We start from the raw sequence: 21,253 nt of genomic DNA on the forward strand, positions 1-21,253 counted from the left end.
GGACGACATCTGCGGGAGAGAGCCATGAACATCGCCAGCGTGCGGCGGCCCATCATCCCCCCGACCCCGCCGCGCGCGCCGGACGATCTGTCGTTCTTCGGCCGGCTCGCGATGATCAGGCGAAACATGATCGCAACCTGGGGGCAGCGCGCCTATGAGGAAGAGATCATCCAGGGCCGCTTCTTCCTGCACAAGAGCTTCATCCTGAACCAGCCGGACGCGATTCGGCACGTGCTGCTGAACAATTACGAGAACTACACGCGGACGCCGGCGGGCATCCGCATGCTGCGTCCGGTGCTTGGCGACGGTCTCCTGCTTGCCGAAGGTCATTCCTGGACATTTCAACGCCGCACGCTGTCGCCGGCGTTCACGCCACGCGCCACCGCCAACCTCGTCCCCCACATGACGGCAGTGCTCGACGAGACCATCGCGAAGCTGGATGCGCGGACAAGCGAGCCGGTCGATCTGCGCGAGGTCATGCAGCGGATGACGCTCGAGATCGCCGGGCGCACGATGTTCTCGTTCGGTATGGACCGGCACGGACCGACCCTGCGCAACTTCGTCATGGAATATGGCGAGCGGCTCGGGCGGGCCTACTTCCTCGACATGCTGCTGCCCGTGTCTTGGCCGACGCCGATGGATCGGGCGCGCGCCCGCTTCCGCGCGCGCTGGACCGAATTCGTCGCGATGCTGATTGCCGAGCGGCGCGCGGCGGGCAAGAACGAAGGCGCGCCGCCGCGCGATCTGTTCGATCTCATGGACGAGGCGCGCGATCCTGAAACGGGCAAGGGGTTTTCCGACGAGCAGCTCGTCGACGAGGTCGCGACCATGATCCTCGCGGGTCATGAGACGACCGCGACCGCGCTGTTCTGGGCGCTCTATCTGCTTGCGCTCGATCCGGAGACGCAGGAGGAAGTCGCCTTCGAGACATCAGGTGAGCATCTCGACAGCATCGCCGATATCGATCGGCAAAAATTCACCCGCGCCGTGATCGACGAGACCATGCGGCTCTATCCTCCGGCCTTCCTGATTGCCCGCGCCGCGCGCGACAAGGACAATGTGGCGAGCGCTGCCGTCAGCAGAGGCGATATCATCATGATCGCGCCCTGGCTGCTGCATCGGCACGAGAAGCTGTGGGATCAGCCGAACGCGTTCATCCCAAAACGCTTCATGTCGAGAGAGACGCCCGACCGTTTCACCTATCTGCCGTTCGGCGCGGGGCCACGCGTCTGCATCGGCGCGCCGTTCGCGCAAGCCGAGTCCGTGCTGGCGTTGGCGCGGCTGATCGGCGCATTTCGCGTCGAGCTCGTCGACGCCGATCCCGTCATTCCGTGCGGTGTTGTTACGACGCAGCCGGACCACTCCCCAATGTTCCGCATCACGCGTCGGTGACGGGCGATCGCCCGGCCGATGGCGTGATCCAACAAAGACAGAGTGACGCCATGAGCGACATCCAGGCCCAGTTTTCCGTTCTCAAGCAGACGGCCGATCCCGTCGTCGTCGAGGCCATCGCCGAGCTGATCGCCAGTGGCCACGATCGCGACCTCAACCGCATCAATGTGCTGGATTTTGCTGATCGCGCCGGGCTCGATCAGGAGAAGGTGATATCCGGATTCCTGCACGCCTCGCGGCTCGGTCTGTTCGACATGAGCTGGAACGTGCTGTGTCCCGGCTGTGGCGGGGTCTTGGGCGCGCATACGACGCTGAAATCGCTCAAGCACGAAGACTACAATTGCGCGCTCTGTGCAGCCGGATACGAGGCGTCCGTCGACGAGATGGTCGAGGTGGCTTTCACCGTCAGTCCGCGGGTCCGCCGCATCGGTGCTCACGATCCCGACACGTTGCCGATCTGGGAATATGTGCGGCAGATGTTCTGGAGCTCCGGCGTCGACATCGACGAACAGGCCTTTTCACGCCTGATCAACGAGGTGACGCTCGAAGCGCTGGAATTGCCCCCCGGTGAAAAGGCGATTCTCTCGCTGAACCTGCCTAGCCACTTCATCATCGTGTTCGAGCCGGTGACCCATTCCGCTCATTTCCTGGATGTCCAGGGCGAGCCGACCAGCGAACGCCAGCAGCTTTCGATCATGTTCAACAAGCTGGAGGCACCGACCGGGACCACGGTGGTGCGCCCCGGGCCGATGCGCCTCACGTTGGAAAATCAATCGGGCAATCGCGTCTTGCCCTCGGTCTGGATCGCCGCCGACGCACTGCACGAGATGCTCGGCAAGCGCAAGCCGATCCTGACCGCCAAGCGAATGCTGTCGAACCAGACCTTCCGCGACGTCTTCAAGGCCGACAATCTCAATGTCGACCAGCGATTGAAGATCACGTCCCTGACCTTCCTGTTCACAGACCTGAAAGGATCCACGGCGCTGTACGAGCGGGTCGGCGACCTCAGCGCCTTCGATCTGGTGCGCGCGCATTTCCGAGCGCTGCTCGAGATCATCGCCGCCGAGAAAGGCGCCGTCGTGAAGACGATCGGCGACGCGGTCATGGCGACCTTTGTCAGGCCCGAACACGCGATCACCGCGGGGCTGCGCATGCGTGCTGCGATGGATGACCTGAATAAGGAGCGCGGTGCCAAGGACCTCGTGCTCAAGATCGGCATCCACGAAGGCCCGTGCCTTGCGGTGATGTTGAACGAGCGGCAGGATTATTTCGGTCAGACCGTCAACATCGCCGCGCGCGTGCAGAGCCTGTCGACCGCGCAGGAGATTCACGTCACCGGCCCCGTCCTGGACGCGCCCGCGGTCGCCGAGATTCTCCAGCGGCGCGAGATCAAGCCGATCCAGAAGCAGGCGGCGTTGCGCGGCATCGCCGACAAGATGGTGGTGTACGAGATACCGTGAGGCGGTACTGCCAGATTGCCGAAACGTAATGCAGCGCGCGGAACTGACGCACGTTGCGCCGGTTGAATTTTCTGCTCATATAATGCTGGTAACCGCGTGCTTCCCTCGCGGCGTCATCGATTTCGGTAGGATCTTATGCTCGACGGCCTGCGCCAATTCATCGCCGACATTGTTGCTCCCCAAGCCCAGGACCGTGCCTTCGGCGACAGCGATTATCGGCTGGCGGCGACCGCGCTGCTGATCCACGTGGTCTCGCTCGACGGCCAGCCGACGCCGGCCGAGCAGCGCAAGCTGCATAGCCTGATCGAAAGCCATTTCAAGCTCGATCGCGGCACCGCCGATCGGCTGATCGCCGACGCGACCCAGGTCGAGGGCGAGGCGGTCGATCTCTATCACTTCACCAGCGTCATCATGCGCTCGCTCGACGAAGAGGGCCGCAAGCGCATCGTCCAGATGATGTGGGAGCTGGTCTATGCCGACGGTCAAGTCACCGAGTTCGAGGACAACGTGGTCTGGCGCGCTTCCGACCTGCTCGGCATTTCCCAGCGCGACCGCATCGAACTGAAGCACGCAGTCGCGGACCGCGCCGTCAGTCAGGTCAAGGACAGCGCCGTCGGCGGCTGAGCCACCGGCAGGCGCGGTCATTGCCGGTTGTGCGGACCACATGACGAAACTTTAATGTAGCGTTCGCGCGACCCGATTCCGGATTCCTCTGAGAATCCGGGGTTTTCCCCGCCTTCCCTGTTGCCCGTTCAGGCAGCCATGCTGCCGGTGACGCTTGCCTGTCGCGCGCGGCCTATGCTCCAGTTCCGCCATTACGGGGCCAAAAGACTTCAATTCAAGAGACTGCAATCGTGACTGAGCGCGTAACGTTGATCACCGGAGCCTCGGCGGGCATCGGCACGGAGCTGGCGCGTGTGTTTGCCGCGAACGGACACCGGCTCGCCCTCACGGCGCGACGTGCCGACCGGCTCGAGGCGCTCGCGAACGAGCTTGCCACGACGTGCGGCAAGAAGCCGATCGTGATCGCCTGCGATCTCGAGCAAGCGGATGCGGGCGAACGGATCGCGGCCGCGCTCGCTGCCGAAGAGGTCGAGCTGGACAATCTCGTCAACAACGCCGGCTTCGGTGTCTTCGGCGACGCCATTGAACGCGATCGCGACGAGCAGGTCGGCATTGTCGACGTCAACGTCCGTGCACTGACCGATCTGTCGCTGCGCTTTGCCGACCAGCTCATCAGGAACAAGGGCGGCCTGCTCAATGTCGGCTCCGTTGCCGGCTTCCTGCCCGGTCCCGGCATGGCCGTCTATTACGCTTCCAAGGCCTATGTGATCTCGTTCACCGAGGCGCTGCGCGCGGAGCTTGCGCCACGCGGCGTTCGCGTCACCGTGCTGTGTCCGGGTCCGGTGCCGACCGAATTCCAGGAGCGCGCCGGCGTCGGCTCCGGGCATGATACCGCCATTCTCAACGTCTCCGCCGCTGAGGTTGCGCGGCAAGCTTATCGCGGCCTGATGGCGAACAAACGGGCAGTGCTGCCGGGATTTGGCATCAAGATTGTGCCGTTCGCGCTGCGTCTTTTCCCGCGCGCCTTTATCCTGTTTGCCACCAGCCGGTTCCAGCGGCGGCGGCATTGAGGAAGACGCAAGCCGTCCGTATTGGCCCGGAGCTTGCTTCAGGATCGCTGCAGTGTGCGCAAACTCACACGATGTTAACCTTCGCTTAGCTATGCTGGCGGCTTGAACCGATAGCACTCGCAAAAGGCCATGTCGTTTCGAACGGACAGGTTTGGTGGCGCAGAAGTGGTGCCCTTCCCAGGAAGGAGACCGAGCGCGCCCCTCTCCGAACCCAGGCTTCCGGTTCTGATCGTCCTGCACCAGGAATCCTCGACGCCCGGCCGTGTCGGCAACGCGCTGCGCGCGCTCGGCCATCGTCTCGACATCCGCAGGCCGCGCTTCGGCGATCCCCTGCCCGATACGCTCGATGCGCATGCGGGTGCCGTGATCTTCGGCGGCCCGATGAGCGCCAATGATCCGGACGACTATATCCGCCGCGAGATCGACTGGATCGAAGTTCCCCTTCGCGAGCAGCGGCCGTTCCTCGGCATTTGCCTGGGCGCGCAGATGCTGGCGATGCAGCTCGGCGCACGCGTTGCGCCGCATCCGGAGGCGCTGACCCAGATCGGATACTATCCGATCCGCCCCACCACGGCCGGCCACGCGCTCTGTCCGGACTGGCCGGCGCAGGTGTATCACTGGCATCGCGAAGGCTTTCAATTGCCGCGAGGCGCCGAATTGCTGGCGGAAGGCGATGACTTTCCAAATCAGGCGTTCCGAACAGGCAACGCGTTCGGCGTGCAGTTTCACCCCGATGTGACCTACGCGATGATGCATTGCTGGACCACGCGCGGCTATGACGGCCTCAGCGCGCCGGGTGCGCGCGAGCGGCATCATCACTTCGCGGACCGTGCCGTCTATGACGCCGCCGAACGCGCCTGGCTCGATCATTTCATCGACGGCTGGCTGGTACGCCGGCCGGTGCTGGCCCAAGCGGCCGAGTAATCGCGCGCTTGCGCAGATCCTCCGCGCAAGTCCTTCCATCGCTGAATATGCTAGGCTTGCTGCCGTTGAGTGCGCGCGAACGCGTGCCGGGAGCCAAGGGAGAGCGCGATGGCCTACGAGCACATTCTCTACGAGGTGAGCGACAAGATCGCGACCATCACGCTCAATCGTCCCGATCGCATGAATGCGTGGACGCCGACCATGGAGCGTGATGTGCGCCAGGCGATGGAAACCTCGCGTGCCGATGACAATGTGCGCGTCATCGTGCTGACCGGTGCCGGCCGCGCCTTCTGCGCCGGAGCCGACATGGATGCGCTGAAGGGGCTCGATCCCAACGATGTCAGACGCGCGACGAACCTGCCGCCGTTCGACATGAACCGCCGTCCGGACTGGCAGTCGCGCTACGGCTTCTATCCGTCGATCGGAAAGCCCGTCATCGCCATGCTCAACGGCGCGACCGCCGGCATCGGCCTGGTCCACGCCCTCTATTGCGATCTGCGCTTTGCTGCCGACAATACCGTATTCACGACGGCTTTCGCGCGCCGCGGCCTGATCGCCGAGCACGGGATTTCATGGATGCTGCCGCGCATCGTCGGCCACGCCAATGCGATGGACCTGCTGCTCTCGGCGCGCCGCGTTTCGAGCGAGGAGGCGTTGCGAATCGGGCTGGTGAACCGGCTCTGCTCGCCCGAGAAGCTGCGGGAGGAGACTTACGCCTATGCCCGCGATCTCGCCGATTTCGTCTCGCCGAGCGCGATGGCCGTGATCAAGCGGCAGCTCTACGAGGTGCCGTTCCAGACCCTGGCCGAAGCCACGATCGAGGCGAACAGGGAGATGATGGTGGCGCTGAACGGCAGCGACTTCAGGGAGGGCGTGGCGAGCTTCATGGAAAAACGGCCGCCGAGGTTTACCGGGAAGTAGGGGGGAATTCCTCAATCAGTCCGTCTTCGCCCTTCGGGCTACGCCGGACACCACGCTTCACCCTGTGGGCTCCTCGTGGCTGCGCCACGCGTAGCCCGAAGGGCGAAGCGTGGTGGAGCCAGGCGGGATCGAACCGCCGACCTCGTCATTGCGAACGACGCGCTCTCCCAGCTGAGCTATGGCCCCTTTGCTGGCCGCTCTGGTAAACGCGGCCGACAACCGGGCGCCATTTAAGTCCCCGCCAAGGTCAAGTCAAGGACGGGTGTAAGCGGGTTTTAGCCAAGAGGGGCACCGACTTCCCTTGTTTGGGCCGGGGGGAACCGATATCTAGCCAAGGTAACCCAAACACCACCCAAAACACTGCCCCAACGACACAGGCCCAGAGAGTGTTTCGCTGATGCGCCCGATAGTCTTCATTCTGATCCAGATCATCAATCTGTACATCTATCTGCTGATCGCATCGGCAATCCTGTCCTGGTTGATCGCGTTCAACGTCGTGAACACCCGCAACCAGTTCGTCGGCGCGGTCGCAGAGTTTCTCTATCGGATCACCGAACCGGTCCTGGGGCCCATCAGGCGCAGGCTGCCCAACATGGGCGGGCTCGACGTCTCTCCGATCGTTGCCTTCTTCGTGCTGTGGTTGATTCAGCTCTATCTCGCTGAGTACGTCTATCCGAACGTGCCCTAACCAGCGGAACCGCGACCGAGCCTTGATGGCCCCTTGACCGAACCTTGGCGCATCTCCACCACGGGCATCAGCATCGCGCTGCGGGTGACGCCGCGTGGGGGGCGTGACGCCGTCGACGGTATCGAGCAGTTGTCCGACGGCCGCAGCGTGCTGAAGCTGCGCGTGCGTGCCGTCGCCGACGGCGGAGAGGCAAATCGCGCGGTCCTGGCGCTGCTGGCAAAATCGCTTGGGGTGCCCAAGGCCAGTATCAGTCTGCTATCGGGGGCGACGTCCCGACTGAAGCAGGTCGCGGTCGAGGGCGATCCGGCACGGCTTGCTGAGGCGTTGCGCGAGCTCGCATCGGTCAAATCGAAGGACTAAGGAACTGACATGACGGCCACGATCATCGATGGAAAAGTCATCGCCGCGGACCTTCGCGACCGCGTCTCGGGCGAGGTCGCCCGCGTCAAGCGTGAGCACAATCTGGTGCCCGGACTCGCAGTCGTTCTGGTCGGCAATGATCCCGCCAGCGAGGTCTATGTCCGTTCCAAGCACAAGCAGACCCAGGCCGCCGGCATGGCCTCGTTCGAGCACAAGCTGCCCGCCGATGTCTCGCAGGCGGACCTGCTGGCCGTGGTCGCCAAGCTCAACCGCGATCCCGCCGTTCACGGCATCCTGGTGCAACTGCCGCTGCCCAAGGGCCTCGACACCGAGGCCGTGATCAATGCGATCGATCCCGCCAAGGATGTCGATGGCCTGCATCCGAACAATGCCGGCCGGCTTGCCGGCGGCTTCCAGGCGCTGTCGCCTTGCACGCCGCTCGGCTGCATCATCCTGACCAAGAGCGTGCATGCTTCGCTTGAAGGCATGAACGCCATCGTGATCGGCCGCTCCAATCTGGTCGGCCGCCCGCTGGTACAATTGCTGCTGAACGAGAACGCCACGGTGACGATCGCCCATTCGCGCTCGCGCGATCTGCCCGGGCTCGTGAAGCAGGCCGACCTGGTCTATGCCGCGGTCGGCAGGCCTGAGATGGTGCGCAGCGATTGGCTGAAGCCGGGTGCGACCGTGATCGACGTTGGCATCAACAGGATTCCGCAGGACGACGGCAAGACCCGCCTGGTCGGTGACGTCGCCTATCAGGAAGCGCTTGGCGTCGCCGGTGCGATCACGCCGGTGCCGGGCGGCGTCGGCCAGATGACGGTGGCGTGCCTGCTGGTGAACACGCTCCGCGCCGCCTGCGCGATCGCAGGCCTGCCGAAGCCGGCGGTGTAGCTATTTTCTTACCTCGCCCCGCTTGCGGGGAGAGGTCGAATTCGATCGCAGATCGAATTCGGGTGAGGGGGTACAGGTCCGTCATAGCGTAGCGTGTGGAGGGAGGCCCCTCACCCCAACCCTCTCCCCGTAAGAACGGGGCGAGGGAGCGCAGCTGTGCTCGGGTCGAAAGCTCAGCCCTTCTTCTTCTCGCGCTCGATGCCTTCGAGGATCAGCTTCGCCGCTTCCTCCGGACCGCCCCAGCGCAGGATCTTCACCCACTTGCCCTTCTCGAGATCCTTGTAGTGCTCGAAGAAGTGCTGGATCTGCTGCAGCGTGATGTCGGGCAGGTCGGAATACGATTTCACCTTGTCGTAGCGCTGCGTCAGCTTCGACGACGGCACCGCCAGGATCTTCTCGTCGCCGCCGGCCTCGTCCTCCATGAACAGCACGCCGACCGGACGGACGCTCATGACTGCGCCGGGGATGATGGCGCGGGTGTTGACGATCAGGACGTCGCAGGGATCGCCGTCATCGGACAGGGTGTGCGGGATGAAGCCGTAATTACCGGGGTAACGCATCGGCGTGTACAGGAAGCGGTCGACCACCAGCGTGCCGGCCTCCTTGTCCATCTCGTATTTGATCGGCTCGCCGCCCACCGGGACTTCGATGATGACGTTGACGTCGTGGGGGACATTTTTTCCGATCGAGACCGCATCGATACGCATTCAGAAGGCTCCGTTGTTGCCGAGGGTAAATCGCGCCCGGCAGCGATTTTGGCGCTGTCATACGCGGGCTTGGCCCGCTGATCCATGGTGTTTTTGTGAAAAAATGAATCCAGCGATCACCGGCGCAAAAGCGGGCGGTATCGACGGACGGATCAATGCTGCCGATTAAAGCATCAGCAGCTCAATCGGACCAACCTTAGTTCATCCAAGCCTTAGTTAGTCCAGGCGAAGGCAACCTTGTCGAGCGCCTTAGGTCCGAATCGCTCCGAAGAGCGCGCCACCATGCGGCCGCCCAAGGCGCGGTAGAACTCGGTGGCCGGATCGTTGTCCGAGAGCGCCCACACCACCATGCTCTTCAGATTGCTCTGCATGAGGTCGCGGCGGGCCGCAGTGAACAGCCGGCGGCCGAAGCCGAGGCCCTGAAACTCGGGGCGCAGGTAAAGCTCGTAGATCTCGCCGTCAAAGTGCAGGCTGCGGGCGCGGTTGCGGCCGTAATTGGCGTAGCCCGCGATCTTGTCGCCGAACACCAGCACGCTGACGCGGCTGCCCTTGCGGATCGCGCTGTCCCACCACTGCGGACCGCGGCGGTTGATCAGCTTCTCCAGCTCGGCGCCGGGAATGATGCCCTGATAGGCGGAGCGCCAGGCTTCGTCATGGGTGGACGCCACCGCAGTTGCATCTGCAGCTTTGGCCGGACGGACCTCGATCAGGGTTGTGCTCATGGACGCGATCAAACCAAGTCGCCGCGCTGGCGGCAAGACCTATCGTTAATTATCGGTTAACCTGTGGATTTTCTGCATCAGTATTTTAGCCAGGTTGTGCCGAAAAAAGACAAGAGGGCACTTTGAACGGCACCGACCACGCCATGGTCGGTGCAAAACTGCGGTGCGACCACGAATGAACTGCAATGGCAGCGCAGAAAGTCCGCCTCGAATGATTCGTTCCTACTAGTGTGGGCGTTGCTGTCCGTGCTCGCCTCCGGTCATTCATGCGGCTCTTCAACACCCTTGCTCTTGTCCTTCTGCTGGTCATGCCGACTGCGCGCGCCCAGCTCACGTTCGGGCCGTCGGGACAGGAGGGCGGACCATTCCGCCGACAGGAATGGCGCGTGCCGTCACCGGATACCGGCATTGCCGCGCGCGCGCTGTTGTTTCGTCCCGCGGGGGCGGGTCCGTTCCGGCTTGCGGTGATCGCACATGCGTCGACGCAGAACGTGCTTCGTCGTGCGCAAATGCCGCAGCCGGAATATCGCGCGCTGGCAGCCTTTCTCGTTGCGCGCGGCTTCGCCGTGCTGGTGCCGGAGCGGCTCGGCCATGGTGCGACGGGTGGCCGCTACGTCGAAGATCAGGGCGGCTGTGACGAAGCGGACTATGCTCATGCGGGGCGCACCACTGCGGAAGAAATCTCGCTCGCATTGGCTTATCTGCAAAAGCAGGACTTTATTCGCGCGGATGCCGCGGTCGTGATCGGCCATTCCGCTGGCGGCTGGGGTGCACTGGCGCTTGCGAATGCCGATCCGAAAGCGATTTCCGCGATCGTCGCGTTCGCGCCAGGGCGAGGCGGTCACGCCAATGACGAACCGGGCAGGATCTGCGCGCCGCATACGCTTCTCGCGGCCGCTGCCGAATTCGGCAAGGCCGCCCGCATTTCCGTCACATCGCTCATCGCAGCCAATGACAGCTACTTCGCGCCGGCATTTTCGCAAAAATTGGCGGACGCGTTTCGCAGCGGCGGCGGCAAGGATGATCTTCGCACGCTCCCGGCCGTGGGCAGCGAGGGCCATTGGATGATCGAAACCGAGGCCGGCGTCGAGGCCGCAAGCGGCGAGCTCGCGCGCGCGCTGAACCTGCCAAAACCTGCGGCGACCAAGAAGCCATGACGCTGTATGTCCTTGTCAAATATCTGCACGTGCTCGGCGCCATTGTCATTCTCGGCACCGGATCGGGCATCGCGTTTTTCATGCTGATGGCGCATCGCACTGGCAATGCGGAGTTCATCGCCCGAACGGCTTCGGTGGTGGTGATCGCAGATGCGATCTTCACGCTGTCGGCCGTCATCCTGCAACCAGTCACGGGCGGCCTGCTGATGATGCTCTCCGCAACTGCGATCACCGAGCGCTGGATCCTCGCCTCGCTCGCGCTTTATGCCATCGCGGGCGTGTTCTGGATTCCGGTCGTCTTCATGCAGATCGAGATGCGCGATCTCGCGCGCAAGGCCGCGGAGCAGCAGGCCGCGCTGCCCCAACGCTACTTCGTGCTGTTTCGCCGCTGGTTCGCGTTCGGCTTCCCCGGCTTCGGCGCCACCATGCTGATCCTCTGGCTGATGATCGCAAAACCATTTTGAAGGACGCGATGGCCCAGCGAACAATTCTGGTGCTTGGCGCCTCCGGCCTGATCGGCAGCTTCGTCACGGACGATCTGCGCGCCCGCGGCTTTCGCGTGGTCGGTCTCGCACGAAAGCTGTCGCCGGCGCAGACGATGAGCGCATTCGATATCGAGCTGCCGATCTTGTCGCTCGATACGGCCGCGCTGACACACGTGCTGGACGCGCATGCGGTCGATGTCGTCGTGAACTGTCTCGGCGTGCTCCAGGATGGCCCCGGCAGCGGCAGCGACACCGATGCGGTGCATCGCGACTTCGTCGCGCGCTTGCTCCGGGCGATCGCCGGCAGCGGCCGCGCGATCCGGCTGGTGCATATCTCGATCCCCGGGACCGCTGAGGCCGACCGCACCGCCTTTGCCACGACCAAGCGCGAGGCCGAGCGGCTGATCGCGGCATCGGGCATTCCCCACGCCATCCTGCGGCCCGGCTTCGTGGTGGCGCCGTCGGCCTATGGCGGCAGCGCCATGCTGCGCGCCCTTGCCGCCTTTCCGCTCGATCTGCCTGATGCCGAGATGGCAAGGCCATTCCGGCCCGTTGCGGTCGAGGATATCTCCGCGACGATCGCCTGGCTCGCCGCGCGCGAGATCGACGACGCGTCCGTGAAGGCAGTGACCTGGGACTTGATGCAATCCCAGCCCATCACGATGGCTGAAGTCATCAAGCAATTCCGGCTTGCGTTCGGCACGGCCGGATCGAGCCATGTCGCGATGCCATCCTTCATGCTCGATCTCGGCGCCAAAATCGGCGATCTCGTCAGCACGCTCGGCTGGAGACCGCCGATGCGCACCACCGCGCTCGCCGAGCTCCGCCGCGGCGTCACCGGCGATCCCTCCGAATGGATCGCCGCCAGCGGGATCGTGCCGAAGACGTTGGTGGATGCGATCGGGCGTCATCCTGCGACCATCCAGGACAAGTGGTTCGCGCGGCTGTTCTTGATCAAGGCGCTGATCGTCGCAAGCCTGGTCGTATTCTGGCTGGTCTCAGGCGTAATCGCTCTGTTCGTGTCCTACCGCGCCGCCGCTGCGATCCTCGGCGCGCACAACTTCCCGCCGGCGCTGGTCGACCCCATCACGATCGGCACCAGCCTGATGGACATCAGCATCGGCGTGTTGATTGCCTTCCGGCGGACGGCAGCGGTCGGCCTGGCTGCCGGCATCATCGCCTCGCTTGGCTATGTGCTCGGCGCGGCGATCCTGACGCCCGATCTCTGGATCGAGCCGCTCGGCGCGTTGGTGAAAACAGGGCCGGCGATCGTGTTGATGCTGGTGGCGCTCTTGATGCTGGATAATCGCTGATGGCGAAGTGGCCCGACGACCACGTGATCCTCTACGACGGCGTCTGCATCTTCTGCTCGCGCTGGGTGAGATTCGTCGCCAAGCGCGACACGGCGAGACGATTTCGTTTCACGCCGATCCAGTCGGAGTATGGGACGAAACTCGCGCGCGCGTTCGGGATCGACCCACGCGATCCGGACACAAACGCTGTCGTTCATGGTGACGACGTATTCATAAAATCCGATGCGGCGCTGACGGTGTTGTCGCAATTGCCGGGCTGGGGCTGGGTGCGAATGCTGTTGGCCGTGCCCAAGCCGCTACGCGACCCCGTCTACAGTCTCGTCGCCCGCAACCGCTATCGCATCTTCGGCAAGTACGATTCGTGCTTCGTGCCGGATGCGGATTTGCGGGCGCGGGTGATGGAATGATTCGTCATTGCGAGGAGCGAAGCGACGAAGCAATCCAGACTGCCTCTGCGGAACGATTCTGGATTGCTTCGCTGCGCTCGCAATGACGGAGTGTATGGCTACGGCTTGCCTAAAGCCGCAAGCACTTCCTTTGCTGCTCGTTCGCCCGAGTCCCGCGCCCCATGCGCCGTCGTGAAGAACGTCGGGGACGTCGCTTCTCCCGCGAAGAACAGTCGCCCACCCACGGGCGCGGCCAGGACGGCGCGATCTCCCGCATGCCCCGGCAGCGCGTGCGAGTAGGAGCCTCGCGCCAATGGATCGCGCGCCCAGCGCGATTCGTAAAGCGGCTTCAGCTTGCGGCGGATATCGTTGCCGAGGAAGCTGGCGATCTCGTCGATGCTGTGCGCCGCGATGGCTCCTGCGCCGGCCTCTTCCAGCTGGCGGGCAAAGCTGCCGCCGAAAAAGCCTTCGATGCAGGGCTGGCCGAACGGCCTGATATGATAGGTGCCCATCTCGGTGCGCATGGTGGCGCCGCGCAGGTTTGCTTCCTTCGGGAAGGCCTCGGCGCCTTCGAGCGCGAGCATCACCTTGTCGTCGGCGCCGAGCGGCAGGCCGGCTGCGGCATCGACCTTGGTTGGAAGCGGCGGTGAGAAGCGGATCGCCTCAAGGGCGATCAGATTGGTCGGCACGGTGACGATCACCTTCTTCGCGGTCAGCGTGCCCCGTGATGTCTCGACGCGGACACGCTTGCCGGAATGATCGATCAGCGTGACGTCGCAATTCAGTGCGACCGGGCAGGGCGCACCATAGGCCACGATCAGCGCGCCATAGCCGCGGCGGACGCGCCAGTTGAGCTCGCTGTCCTCATAGGCATCCCAGTCGAGCGTCGACATCTCCGCGAGTTCGCAGCCGTTGATGTAGGTCGAGATCGCGTCGATCATCGGGTTCCAGCGATTGCCCGGCTCCAGGCTCAAGCTTGCGGGCTGGTCCTTGCCCTTTTGCGCGGCCTGCCACAGCCGCTCATAGAACGCGTCCATCGCGCGGATGAAATCGTCGCGTTCGTTTTGCGGAAACGCATTGCCATAGGCGCGCTCGCGCCAGGGCGGCAGGTCCTTGTTGAGCTCGAAGCCGAGCTGCTTTGCGATCGGGACGAAAGAGTTCTTGTCGGCCGAGTGCAGCCAGCCGCAGCCGACGTCGAAGGTCACTTCAGGCGAAGCCTGCACGGTCCAGGCGCGGCCGCCGAGCCGGTCGCGGGCTTCGAGCACGATCACGGAGAGGCCGGAGCCTTCAAGCGCATGCGCTGCGCCGAGGCCGGACGCACCGGCGCCGATGATGGCCACGTCGACGGAGGAGGGAAGGGACATGAGTGGGCTCTAGCACGTTCGTGGAGCGTGCTGAAGCCGCCGCGCGCACAACTGTCATCGCCCGGCTTGACCGGGCGATCCAGTGTTCCAGAGACGGTCGTTGTCGAGTCGAGAAGCCGCGGCGTACTGGATTCCCCGCCTTCGCGGGAAATGACAGCGCGAGAGACTGGTGCCCTTACGCCACCGCTTCCTTGGCCTTTTCCGCGCGCTTGCGCTCGTTCGGGTCGAGGTGCTTCTTGCGCAGGCGGATCGACTTCGGCGTCACCTCGACGAGCTCGTCGTCCTCGATGTAGGCGAGCGCCTTTTCCAGCGTCATGCGGATCGGCGGGGTCAGGCGCACGGCTTCGTCCTTCGAGGTCGTGCGGATGTTGGTGAGCTGCTTGCCCTTGAGCACGTTGATCTCGAGATCGTTGTCGCGGGTGTGCTCGCCGACGATCATGCCCTTGTAGACCTTCCAGCCGGGCTCGATCATCATCGGGCCGCGATCTTCCAGCTTGAACATGGCATAGGCCACCGCCTCGCCCTGGTCGTTGGAGATCAACACGCCGTTGCGGCGGCCCTGGATCTCGCCCTTGTACGGCGCATAGCCGTGGAACAGGCGGTTCATGATCGCGGTGCCGCGGGTGTCGGTGAGCAGTTCGCCCTGATAGCCGATCAGGCCGCGGGTCGGCGCGTAGAACACCAGGCGCTGGCGATTGCCGCCCGAGGGCTTCATCTCGATCAGCTCCGACTTGCGCTCGCTCATCTTCTGCACGACGACGCCGGAATGCTCCTCGTCGACGTCGATCACGACTTCCTCGATCGGCTCCAGGGTGGCGCCGGTGGCTTCGTCCTTCTGGTACACGACACGCGGGCGCGACACCGAGAGCTCGAAGCCCTCGCGGCGCATGGTCTCGATCAAAATCGCGAGCTGCAATTCGCCGCGGCCGGAGACTTCCATGGCGTCCTTGTCGGCGGACTCGACCACCCGCAGCGCGACATTGCCTTCCGCTTCGCGCAAGAGACGGTCGCGGATCATGCGGCTCGTCACCTTGTCGCCTTCGGTGCCGGCGAGCGGGGAGTTGTTGACGATGAAGGACATCGACACGGTCGGCGGATCGATCGGCTGCGCCGGGAGCGGCACCTCGACGGTGGGATCGCAGAAGGTGTCGGCGACTGTGCCCTTGGTGAGGCCCGCAATCGCGACGATATCGCCGGCTTCGGCTTCATCGAGCGGCGTGCGCTCGAGACCGCGGAATGCCAGGATCTTGGTGATACGCCCGGACTCGACCAGCTTGCCGTCGGCGTGCAGCACCTTGACCTGCTGGTTCGGCTTGAGCACGCCGGACGAGATGCGGCCGGTGATGATGCGGCCGAGATAGGGATTGGCCTCCAGGATGGTGCCGATCATCCGGAACGGACCTTCTTCGACCTTCGGCGGCGCGACGTGGCGCAGGATCAGGTCGAACAGCGGCTCCATGCCCTTGTCCTTCGGACCCTCGGGGCTATCGGCCATCCAGCCTTGCTTGGCCGACCCGTAGAGGATCGGGAAGTCGAGCTGCTCCTCGCTGGCGTCGAGCGCAGCGAACAGATCGAACACCTCGTTGATGACTTCGGTTGGGCGCGCGTCGGGGCGGTCGACCTTGTTGATGACGACGATCGGCTTGAGGCCGACCTTGAGCGCCTTGGAAACCACGAACTTGGTCTGCGGCAGCGGGCCTTCGGCGGCGTCCACCAGCACCAGCGCGCCGTCCACCATGTTCAGGATGCGCTCCACTTCGCCGCCGAAATCGGCGTGGCCGGGAGTGTCGACAATGTTGATGCGGGTGTCCTTCCACTGCACCGAGGCCGCCTTGGCCAGGATGGTGATGCCGCGCTCGCGCTCCAGATCGTTGGAGTCCATGGCGCGATCGGTCACCTTCTGGTTCTCGCGGAACGTGCCGGATTGCTGGAGGAGCTTGTCGACCAAGGTCGTCTTGCCGTGGTCGACGTGGGCGATGATGGCGACGTTACGAAGATTCATGAGCGAGCTTCTTTGCGGTCGGACAATGGGTTAAGCGCGATCTCGCCGGTCAAGCCGGGACCTGTTCGCGGGAACAACGCTGAAACGTGGAAAACGGGGCCTGCTACGCCCAAAAAGGAAACCCGGCCATATCGACCGGGTAGCCCAATGCGTTTGCGGCGCAATATAGGGAAAAAACGCCAAAAAACAATGCGTTCTTTCGGAGTTGGTTGATTGAATTTTGTCCGGGAATCCCCGGAGCTTAGGCGATCACGTCCAAATCGGCCTGATATTCGCGCAGCCGGCTGTCCCGGTCAGCCCGGCGCGGCGCGGCTCTCGGGCTCCTCGGACGGATAGACCCCGCGCAGCACCTCCTCGAAATGCAGCTTCACGGCGTCATTGCAGAGGCAGGCGCGCAGGCGCAAGCCGTCATGATTGCGGACCAGGATCGCGCCGCGCCTTGTGTCGAGCACGCCTTCGGCCTTGAACGATTGCAGCACGCGGCTGGCATAAGAGCGGCCGACGCCGAGCAGTGTCGCGAGCTGCTCGTGCGTCAGCGGCACGCTGCTCTCGTCGCCGGTCCGCTCCATCGCCGCGACGATCCATTTCGCCGTGCGTTGCTCGATCGAATGAATCGCGTTGCAGGCGGTCGACTGGAAGATCTGCGCCAGCATGCAATCGGCGTAGCGGGCGAAGATGTTGCGCAGCGACGGCGAGCGGGCCTTTGCCGCCTCCAGCTTGCCGACGTGGATGCGCGCGAACGGGCCGCCGAATTTCACGCAGATGCGGGTATAAGCCGGAAGGAATCCTTCGCTGACGATGCCGCCCACCGCGCCTTCGCGGCCGACCAGGATGGTCTCGACGTCGCGGCCGTCTTCATTCGGGACGAGAAACGTCGCAAGCGACGGACCGCAGGGAAAGTGCACGACCTGGACATCGTCGCCGGGATTGTAGAGCAGATGGCTCGCGCCGATATCCTCCACGGTGACGTGCGGTGCGAGCAGCGCGTAATCGACCGCGCTCAAACGCCGCAGCAGATTGTTGGCGGGCCGGGTGTCGACCTCGTTGGCCTTGCTGATCCGCGCATCCATCGTGAACTCCCTGTCCTGCACTCCACATTAGCGAGTTCCGTCCAAGGGCTGTGTGCACATGTGGACAGACGACAAAACTGTTCTGTGGTGAGTTTCGTTCCGGGAACCCTCCGATGCGCTGGGCGCAGGTGTCGGCATGAGGCTGTCCTGACCGGTGACAACGATGCAACCCTCAATAGCCAGGACCATGATACCTGCCTCCCCGGACGGCTCGGCCGATATCCCTGCCGACGTATTGATCGTCGAGGACGATCCGATCATTGCGATTGATTTCGAGGACCGCCTGCTCGGATTCGGCGTGCGGAGCGTGCGCACGGTGGGCTCGGTGGCCCAGGCGCTGGACGCGATCGCGGCACGTGCGCCGGACTTCGCGCTGCTCGATGTGGAGCTGATCCGCGAGAAGAGCTTTGCAATCGCCGAGCGGCTCGCCGCGCTGGACATTCCCTTTGTCTTCGTCACCGGCTATGGCGCGGAGACCGGCATTCCCGCCCAATTTGCCGGCCGTCCGCGTCTGCAGAAGCCGTGCTCCAGCGATGCGCTGGAGGCGGCGTTGCAGATCCGCGGCGGTTGAGCAGCTTCAGGCGAATTTCGGATCCAGCGTGGTCGACCATAGCGCGACGTCGGCACGGTCGCGCAACGTCACGGTCATCTGTCCGGAGGCACCGTCGATCTTGACGTGACCGAAGAACTGCATGCCCGCGGAGGGCGGCAGGTTCTGCTTGTCCAGGCCGGGCGCCTTGATGAAGCGCACGTCGGGGCCGAACGTGTTGTCGAGCTCGTTCGGGCCGAACGTGCCGGCATGCAGCGGACCCGAGACGAATTCCCAGAACGGCTCGAAATCCTGGAATTGCGCTTTGTTGGGATCGTAATAATGCGCGGCGGCGTAGTGCACGTCCGCCGTCAGCCACACCGTATTCCTGATCGGCGCCATCTTGATGAAGCGCAGGATGTCGGCGATTTCGAGCTCGCGGCCGCGTGCCGGGCCGTCGCCCTGCGCGAAGGCTTCCGAGCCCTTCTTGTTGGTCGCATCGTCGTAGACGATCAGGCTGAGAGGCATGTCGGAGGCGATCACCTTCCAGGTCGCGCGCGAATTGAGCAGGCCGCGCTTCAACCAGGCCATCTGCTCTGGGCCGAGGAAGTAGCTGGCCGGGCCGTACTCCGTCTCCAGGTTGGCGCCGTTCGGGCCGCGATAGCTACGCTCGTCGAGCACGAAGACGTCCAGATGCGGCCCGTAGGAGATCTGGCGATAGACCCGGCCCGGCTCGTTGATGCTCTCGCGCATCGGATACATCTCGTGGAAGGCGCGAGACGCGCGCGCCGCCAGCAGCGAGATGTCGCGCACCTTGTAGGCAGCAGGAAGATCCTTCGACAGCGACCAATTGTTGGTCACCTCGTGATCGTCCCACTGCACGAAGATCGGCACTTCGGCATTGAAGGCGCGGACATTGTCGTCGGTGAAATTGTATTTGTGCGCGGCGCGGTACTCGTCCAGCGTCTCGGCGACCTTGGCCTTCTCGGGGATGGTGACGTTCTTCCAGACCTTGCCGTCGGTCAGCTTGACTTCGGACGGGATCACGCCGTCGGCGTAGATCGTGTCGCCGGAATGCAGCAGGAAATCCGGCCGGTGCTTGCGCATGGTTTCGAACGTGACCATGCCGCCGTCATCGGGATTGATGCCCCAGCCTTGGCCCGCGACGTCGCCGCCCCAGACGAAGCTGACATCGCGGCGATCGGCCGGCGCGGTGCGGAAGCGGCCCACCACCGGCTCGCCTTCGATCGCGGTGTGCGAGAGATCGCGGAAGCGGACGCGGTAGAAGATGTCCTGGCCAGCGGGCAGATTTTCCACCAGCATCTTGGCGGTGAAGTCGCTCTCGGGCAGCGCGGCGATCGGCGGCAGCGCGCGGGCGTTCTTGAACGAATTCGTCGTCGCCACCTCGGCCAGCATCTGTGCGGGCCGGTCGGTCCGCGCCCAGATCACGCCGCCGTCCACCGTGACGTCGCCGGATTGCACGCCATGGGTGACCATGGGCCGGTCCGCCGCGCGCGACAGATGCGGCATCGCGATCGCGCCGAGCGCACCGGCGCCGGTGGTGAGGAATTTGCGGCGGGAAAATCTGATTTTCATGGCGATGCTCTCGAGATCGCGCAGGCCCCGCCGAGGCGGCGGTCGCTGGGATGAGGTTAGAGGCTATATCGAGACAGTGTGACGCGGCGATTACGCGTGCGGGCCCTTATGCATTGCCGGCGGCACGGAATTGGGCGCCGGCGCGCTGCAGGTTCGGCGGCAGGCTGGACAGCACGACTTTGCGGTCGGCAATCGCGGCATGGAATTGATCGAGGACGATGTTGAAGGCGGTCAGCGCGCCTTCTTCGATGGCGCCGTGATCGTAGCAGCGCAGCGTGTCGCGCAATATCTCGTCGGCTTCGGCCTGCATCTGGTCGAGCTCGTCGGCGGTCTCGCTCTTGCGGGCAGCGACCAGCATGTCGAGCAGGCGCTCGCGCTGATGGTTGTTGGTGTTGCGCTCGTCCTTCTTGAGGTAGCCGGCGAACCAGGCGCCGATCGAGCCCATGGCCGAAAGCGCCATCAGGCTCCACCAGATGTAATCGCTGTACTTGTCGAGGAAGGTCTTCTCTTCGCCATCGACGAACGCGGCCGCGCCCGGATGCACCGGGATCACCGCATCCTTGTCGGTATCGGGCGTCTCGATCTTCGCGGCCTGCGGGAACTCGGTCAGCAATTGCTGGCGCACGGCGAAGAGCTGCCGGGTGAAGGCCGCGACCGTGGTCTCCGACAGGCCTTTGCGCGCCACGATGTGGTGCGAGAAGCTGATCGTCTTGACCTCGTCGTCGGGGCGATCAGGCGAGCCGCCATAGGTGCCGGCAGGAATCTCCGAGGATTCATAGACCGGATGGTTTTGTGCGATCGCATCCGCCGAATCGATCGCAAGGAAGGTCGGCGTACTGCCATCCCTGGCGGAGGCGGCAATCGCATCGGACGTGATCTTGCTGTTGACGGGACCGGCCGCGAGATAGACGTCGGCCTTCTGTGCCCTGATCGCCTCGGCGGCCTCGCTCGCCGGAAACTGCACGACTTCCACCTTGGCGGGATCGACGCCATATTGCTGGAGGATCACCTTGAGCAAACTGACGTTGGCCGGCGTGCGGCCGACCACGCCGACGCGATGGCCGGCGAGCTGCGCGATCTTGGTGATCTTCGCGCCCTTCTTCTTGCCCTTTCCGGATACCGACCACAGCACCACGACGTTCTTGCGCAGCGTTGCGACGGCTTGCGCATTCTTCGGCACATCGAGATCGCCGCGGATGATGGCGAGATCGGCCTTGCCCTCGGCGAGCTCACTCGCGCTGGCGATGGCGCTGTCGGTCTGGATCGGGCGCAGCCGGACGTATCCCTTGCTCTGCGCGAAGGCCTGCGTCAGCGCCTGCACCACCTTGACGTCGTCGCTATTGGCTGGACCGACCGCGATCTTCAGCACCACGGGCCGCATCGCGAAATAGTAGCCGCCCGCCAGCGCGCCGATGATGGCGAGCACCAGCGCCAGAGACACGAGCGCCGTCTTCCGCGCCGCCGATCGCGGCGAAGGCGGAGGGGGCGCTTCGGCCAGGTCCAATCCCCCGGTCATCGATCTCCCAAACAGGCGCTTCAGGCTCAGTTTCATCTTGGCCGGCGATTTACGCCTGTAATTATAGCAAATTTCTTGTCCGGCGGGGTTACATCTCCGTCATGGTTAGCGGACCGGGCGAAATCCCCTTTGG

21 protein-coding genes and 1 tRNA gene are annotated in these 21,253 nt (G+C 64.1%); 14 read left to right on the forward strand and 8 right to left on the reverse strand.

Going from position 1 to position 21,253, the window contains the following annotated elements; translation table 11 throughout:
- The first annotated feature begins 24 nt into the window (after positions 1-24).
- The 6 genes from IF809_RS28860 (at position 25) to IF809_RS28885 (ending at position 6,331) form a co-directional block, all read left to right on the forward strand.
- Positions 25-1,392, forward strand: coding sequence for a cytochrome P450 (locus tag IF809_RS28860; RefSeq protein WP_462839240.1), 1,368 nt, complete (start codon positions 25-27; stop codon positions 1,390-1,392).
- A gap of 50 nt (positions 1,393-1,442) precedes the next feature.
- Positions 1,443-2,852, forward strand: a complete 1,410-nt coding sequence (locus IF809_RS28865; protein ID WP_462839241.1) for a DUF5939 domain-containing protein — start codon at positions 1,443-1,445, stop codon at positions 2,850-2,852.
- Between the two features lie 135 nt (positions 2,853-2,987).
- Positions 2,988-3,476, forward strand: coding sequence for a tellurite resistance TerB family protein (locus tag IF809_RS28870; RefSeq protein ID WP_462839242.1), 489 nt, complete (start codon positions 2,988-2,990; stop codon positions 3,474-3,476).
- Between the two features lie 230 nt (positions 3,477-3,706).
- The gene (locus tag IF809_RS28875) at positions 3,707-4,486 is read left to right on the forward strand and encodes an SDR family NAD(P)-dependent oxidoreductase (protein ID WP_462839243.1); all 780 of its coding nucleotides are present in this window, start codon (positions 3,707-3,709) and stop codon (positions 4,484-4,486) included.
- 129 nt (positions 4,487-4,615) lie between these two features.
- A complete protein-coding gene (locus tag IF809_RS28880; RefSeq protein WP_462839244.1) occupies positions 4,616-5,410 on the forward strand; it encodes a glutamine amidotransferase in 795 nt (264 codons plus the stop codon).
- Between the two features lie 108 nt (positions 5,411-5,518).
- Entirely contained in the window at positions 5,519-6,331 is an 813-nt protein-coding gene (locus IF809_RS28885) for an enoyl-CoA hydratase (protein WP_462839245.1), read from the forward strand.
- Positions 6,332-6,441: 110 nt separating this feature from the next.
- Here IF809_RS28885 and IF809_RS28890 read toward each other — a convergent pair.
- Positions 6,442-6,517 (reverse strand) — tRNA-Ala (locus IF809_RS28890).
- Positions 6,518-6,728: 211 nt separating this feature from the next.
- On the opposite strand from IF809_RS28890, the gene IF809_RS28895 reads away from it, so the two are divergent.
- From IF809_RS28895 to folD, 3 genes are read left to right on the forward strand one after another with little or no spacing between them, the layout of a single operon-like run.
- Positions 6,729-7,019 (forward strand): YggT family protein, encoded by a 291-nt coding sequence (locus IF809_RS28895; RefSeq protein ID WP_092289808.1) that lies wholly within the window; start codon positions 6,729-6,731, stop codon positions 7,017-7,019.
- A gap of 33 nt (positions 7,020-7,052) precedes the next feature.
- Positions 7,053-7,379: a DUF167 domain-containing protein gene (locus IF809_RS28900; protein ID WP_462839246.1), complete on the forward strand. Its 327-nt coding sequence runs from the start codon at positions 7,053-7,055 to the stop codon at positions 7,377-7,379.
- 9 nt (positions 7,380-7,388) lie between these two features.
- The gene (folD, locus tag IF809_RS28905) at positions 7,389-8,273 is read left to right on the forward strand and encodes a bifunctional methylenetetrahydrofolate dehydrogenase/methenyltetrahydrofolate cyclohydrolase FolD (RefSeq protein WP_128963306.1); all 885 of its coding nucleotides are present in this window, start codon (positions 7,389-7,391) and stop codon (positions 8,271-8,273) included.
- A gap of 173 nt (positions 8,274-8,446) precedes the next feature.
- Here folD and ppa read toward each other — a convergent pair whose 3' ends face one another.
- Entirely contained in the window at positions 8,447-8,980 is a 534-nt protein-coding gene (gene ppa / locus IF809_RS28910) for an inorganic diphosphatase (protein ID WP_128963307.1), read from the reverse strand.
- A 212-nt stretch (positions 8,981-9,192) separates the two neighbouring features.
- Complete coding sequence (locus IF809_RS28915; RefSeq protein ID WP_128963308.1) at positions 9,193-9,702, reverse strand: GNAT family N-acetyltransferase; 510 nt, start codon at positions 9,700-9,702, stop codon at positions 9,193-9,195.
- 266 nt (positions 9,703-9,968) lie between these two features.
- Between IF809_RS28915 and IF809_RS28920 the strand changes: the two genes are divergently transcribed.
- Genes IF809_RS28920 through IF809_RS28935 form a run of 4 tightly spaced genes read left to right on the forward strand, consistent with a single transcriptional unit; the run spans position 9,969 to position 13,064 of the window.
- Complete coding sequence (locus IF809_RS28920; RefSeq protein ID WP_462839247.1) at positions 9,969-10,859, forward strand: dienelactone hydrolase family protein; 891 nt, start codon at positions 9,969-9,971, stop codon at positions 10,857-10,859.
- A complete protein-coding gene (locus IF809_RS28925; protein ID WP_462839248.1) occupies positions 10,856-11,323 on the forward strand; it encodes a DUF2269 family protein in 468 nt (155 codons plus the stop codon). Before IF809_RS28920 ends, IF809_RS28925 begins: the two co-directional genes overlap by 4 nt.
- An 8-nt stretch (positions 11,324-11,331) precedes the next feature.
- The gene (locus tag IF809_RS28930; protein WP_462839249.1) at positions 11,332-12,657 is read left to right on the forward strand and encodes a DoxX-like family protein; all 1,326 of its coding nucleotides are present in this window, start codon (positions 11,332-11,334) and stop codon (positions 12,655-12,657) included.
- Positions 12,657-13,064: a thiol-disulfide oxidoreductase DCC family protein gene (locus IF809_RS28935; RefSeq protein ID WP_462839250.1), complete on the forward strand. Its 408-nt coding sequence runs from the start codon at positions 12,657-12,659 to the stop codon at positions 13,062-13,064. Before IF809_RS28930 ends, IF809_RS28935 begins: the two co-directional genes overlap by 1 nt.
- A gap of 98 nt (positions 13,065-13,162) precedes the next feature.
- Here IF809_RS28935 and IF809_RS28940 read toward each other — a convergent pair whose 3' ends face one another.
- The 3 genes from IF809_RS28940 to IF809_RS28950 all read right to left on the reverse strand — a co-directional run bounded on the left by IF809_RS28940 (position 13,163) and on the right by IF809_RS28950 (position 17,479).
- A complete protein-coding gene (locus IF809_RS28940) occupies positions 13,163-14,407 on the reverse strand; it encodes a flavin monoamine oxidase family protein (RefSeq protein WP_462839251.1) in 1,245 nt (414 codons plus the stop codon).
- 175 nt (positions 14,408-14,582) lie between these two features.
- Positions 14,583-16,409, reverse strand: coding sequence for a translational GTPase TypA (gene typA, locus IF809_RS28945; RefSeq protein ID WP_128963315.1), 1,827 nt, complete (start codon positions 16,407-16,409; stop codon positions 14,583-14,585).
- A gap of 293 nt (positions 16,410-16,702) precedes the next feature.
- On the reverse strand, positions 16,703-17,479 hold the full coding sequence (locus IF809_RS28950; RefSeq protein WP_128963316.1) for a Crp/Fnr family transcriptional regulator: 777 nt from the start codon (positions 17,477-17,479) through the stop codon (positions 16,703-16,705).
- 187 nt (positions 17,480-17,666) lie between these two features.
- Between IF809_RS28950 and IF809_RS28955 the strand changes: the two genes are divergently transcribed.
- Entirely contained in the window at positions 17,667-18,050 is a 384-nt protein-coding gene (locus IF809_RS28955; RefSeq protein ID WP_164938372.1) for a response regulator, read from the forward strand.
- A gap of 6 nt (positions 18,051-18,056) precedes the next feature.
- Here IF809_RS28955 and IF809_RS28960 read toward each other — a convergent pair whose 3' ends face one another.
- Together IF809_RS28960 and IF809_RS28965 are read right to left on the reverse strand one after the other, a co-directional pair.
- Entirely contained in the window at positions 18,057-19,604 is a 1,548-nt protein-coding gene (locus IF809_RS28960; RefSeq protein ID WP_462839252.1) for an alkaline phosphatase D family protein, read from the reverse strand.
- A 106-nt stretch (positions 19,605-19,710) separates the two neighbouring features.
- Positions 19,711-21,156: a TAXI family TRAP transporter solute-binding subunit gene (locus tag IF809_RS28965; protein WP_128963319.1), complete on the reverse strand. Its 1,446-nt coding sequence runs from the start codon at positions 21,154-21,156 to the stop codon at positions 19,711-19,713.
- Positions 21,157-21,253: the final 97 nt, after the last annotated feature.

It is taken from the genome of Bradyrhizobium sp. UFLA06-24, from assembly GCF_054967145.1.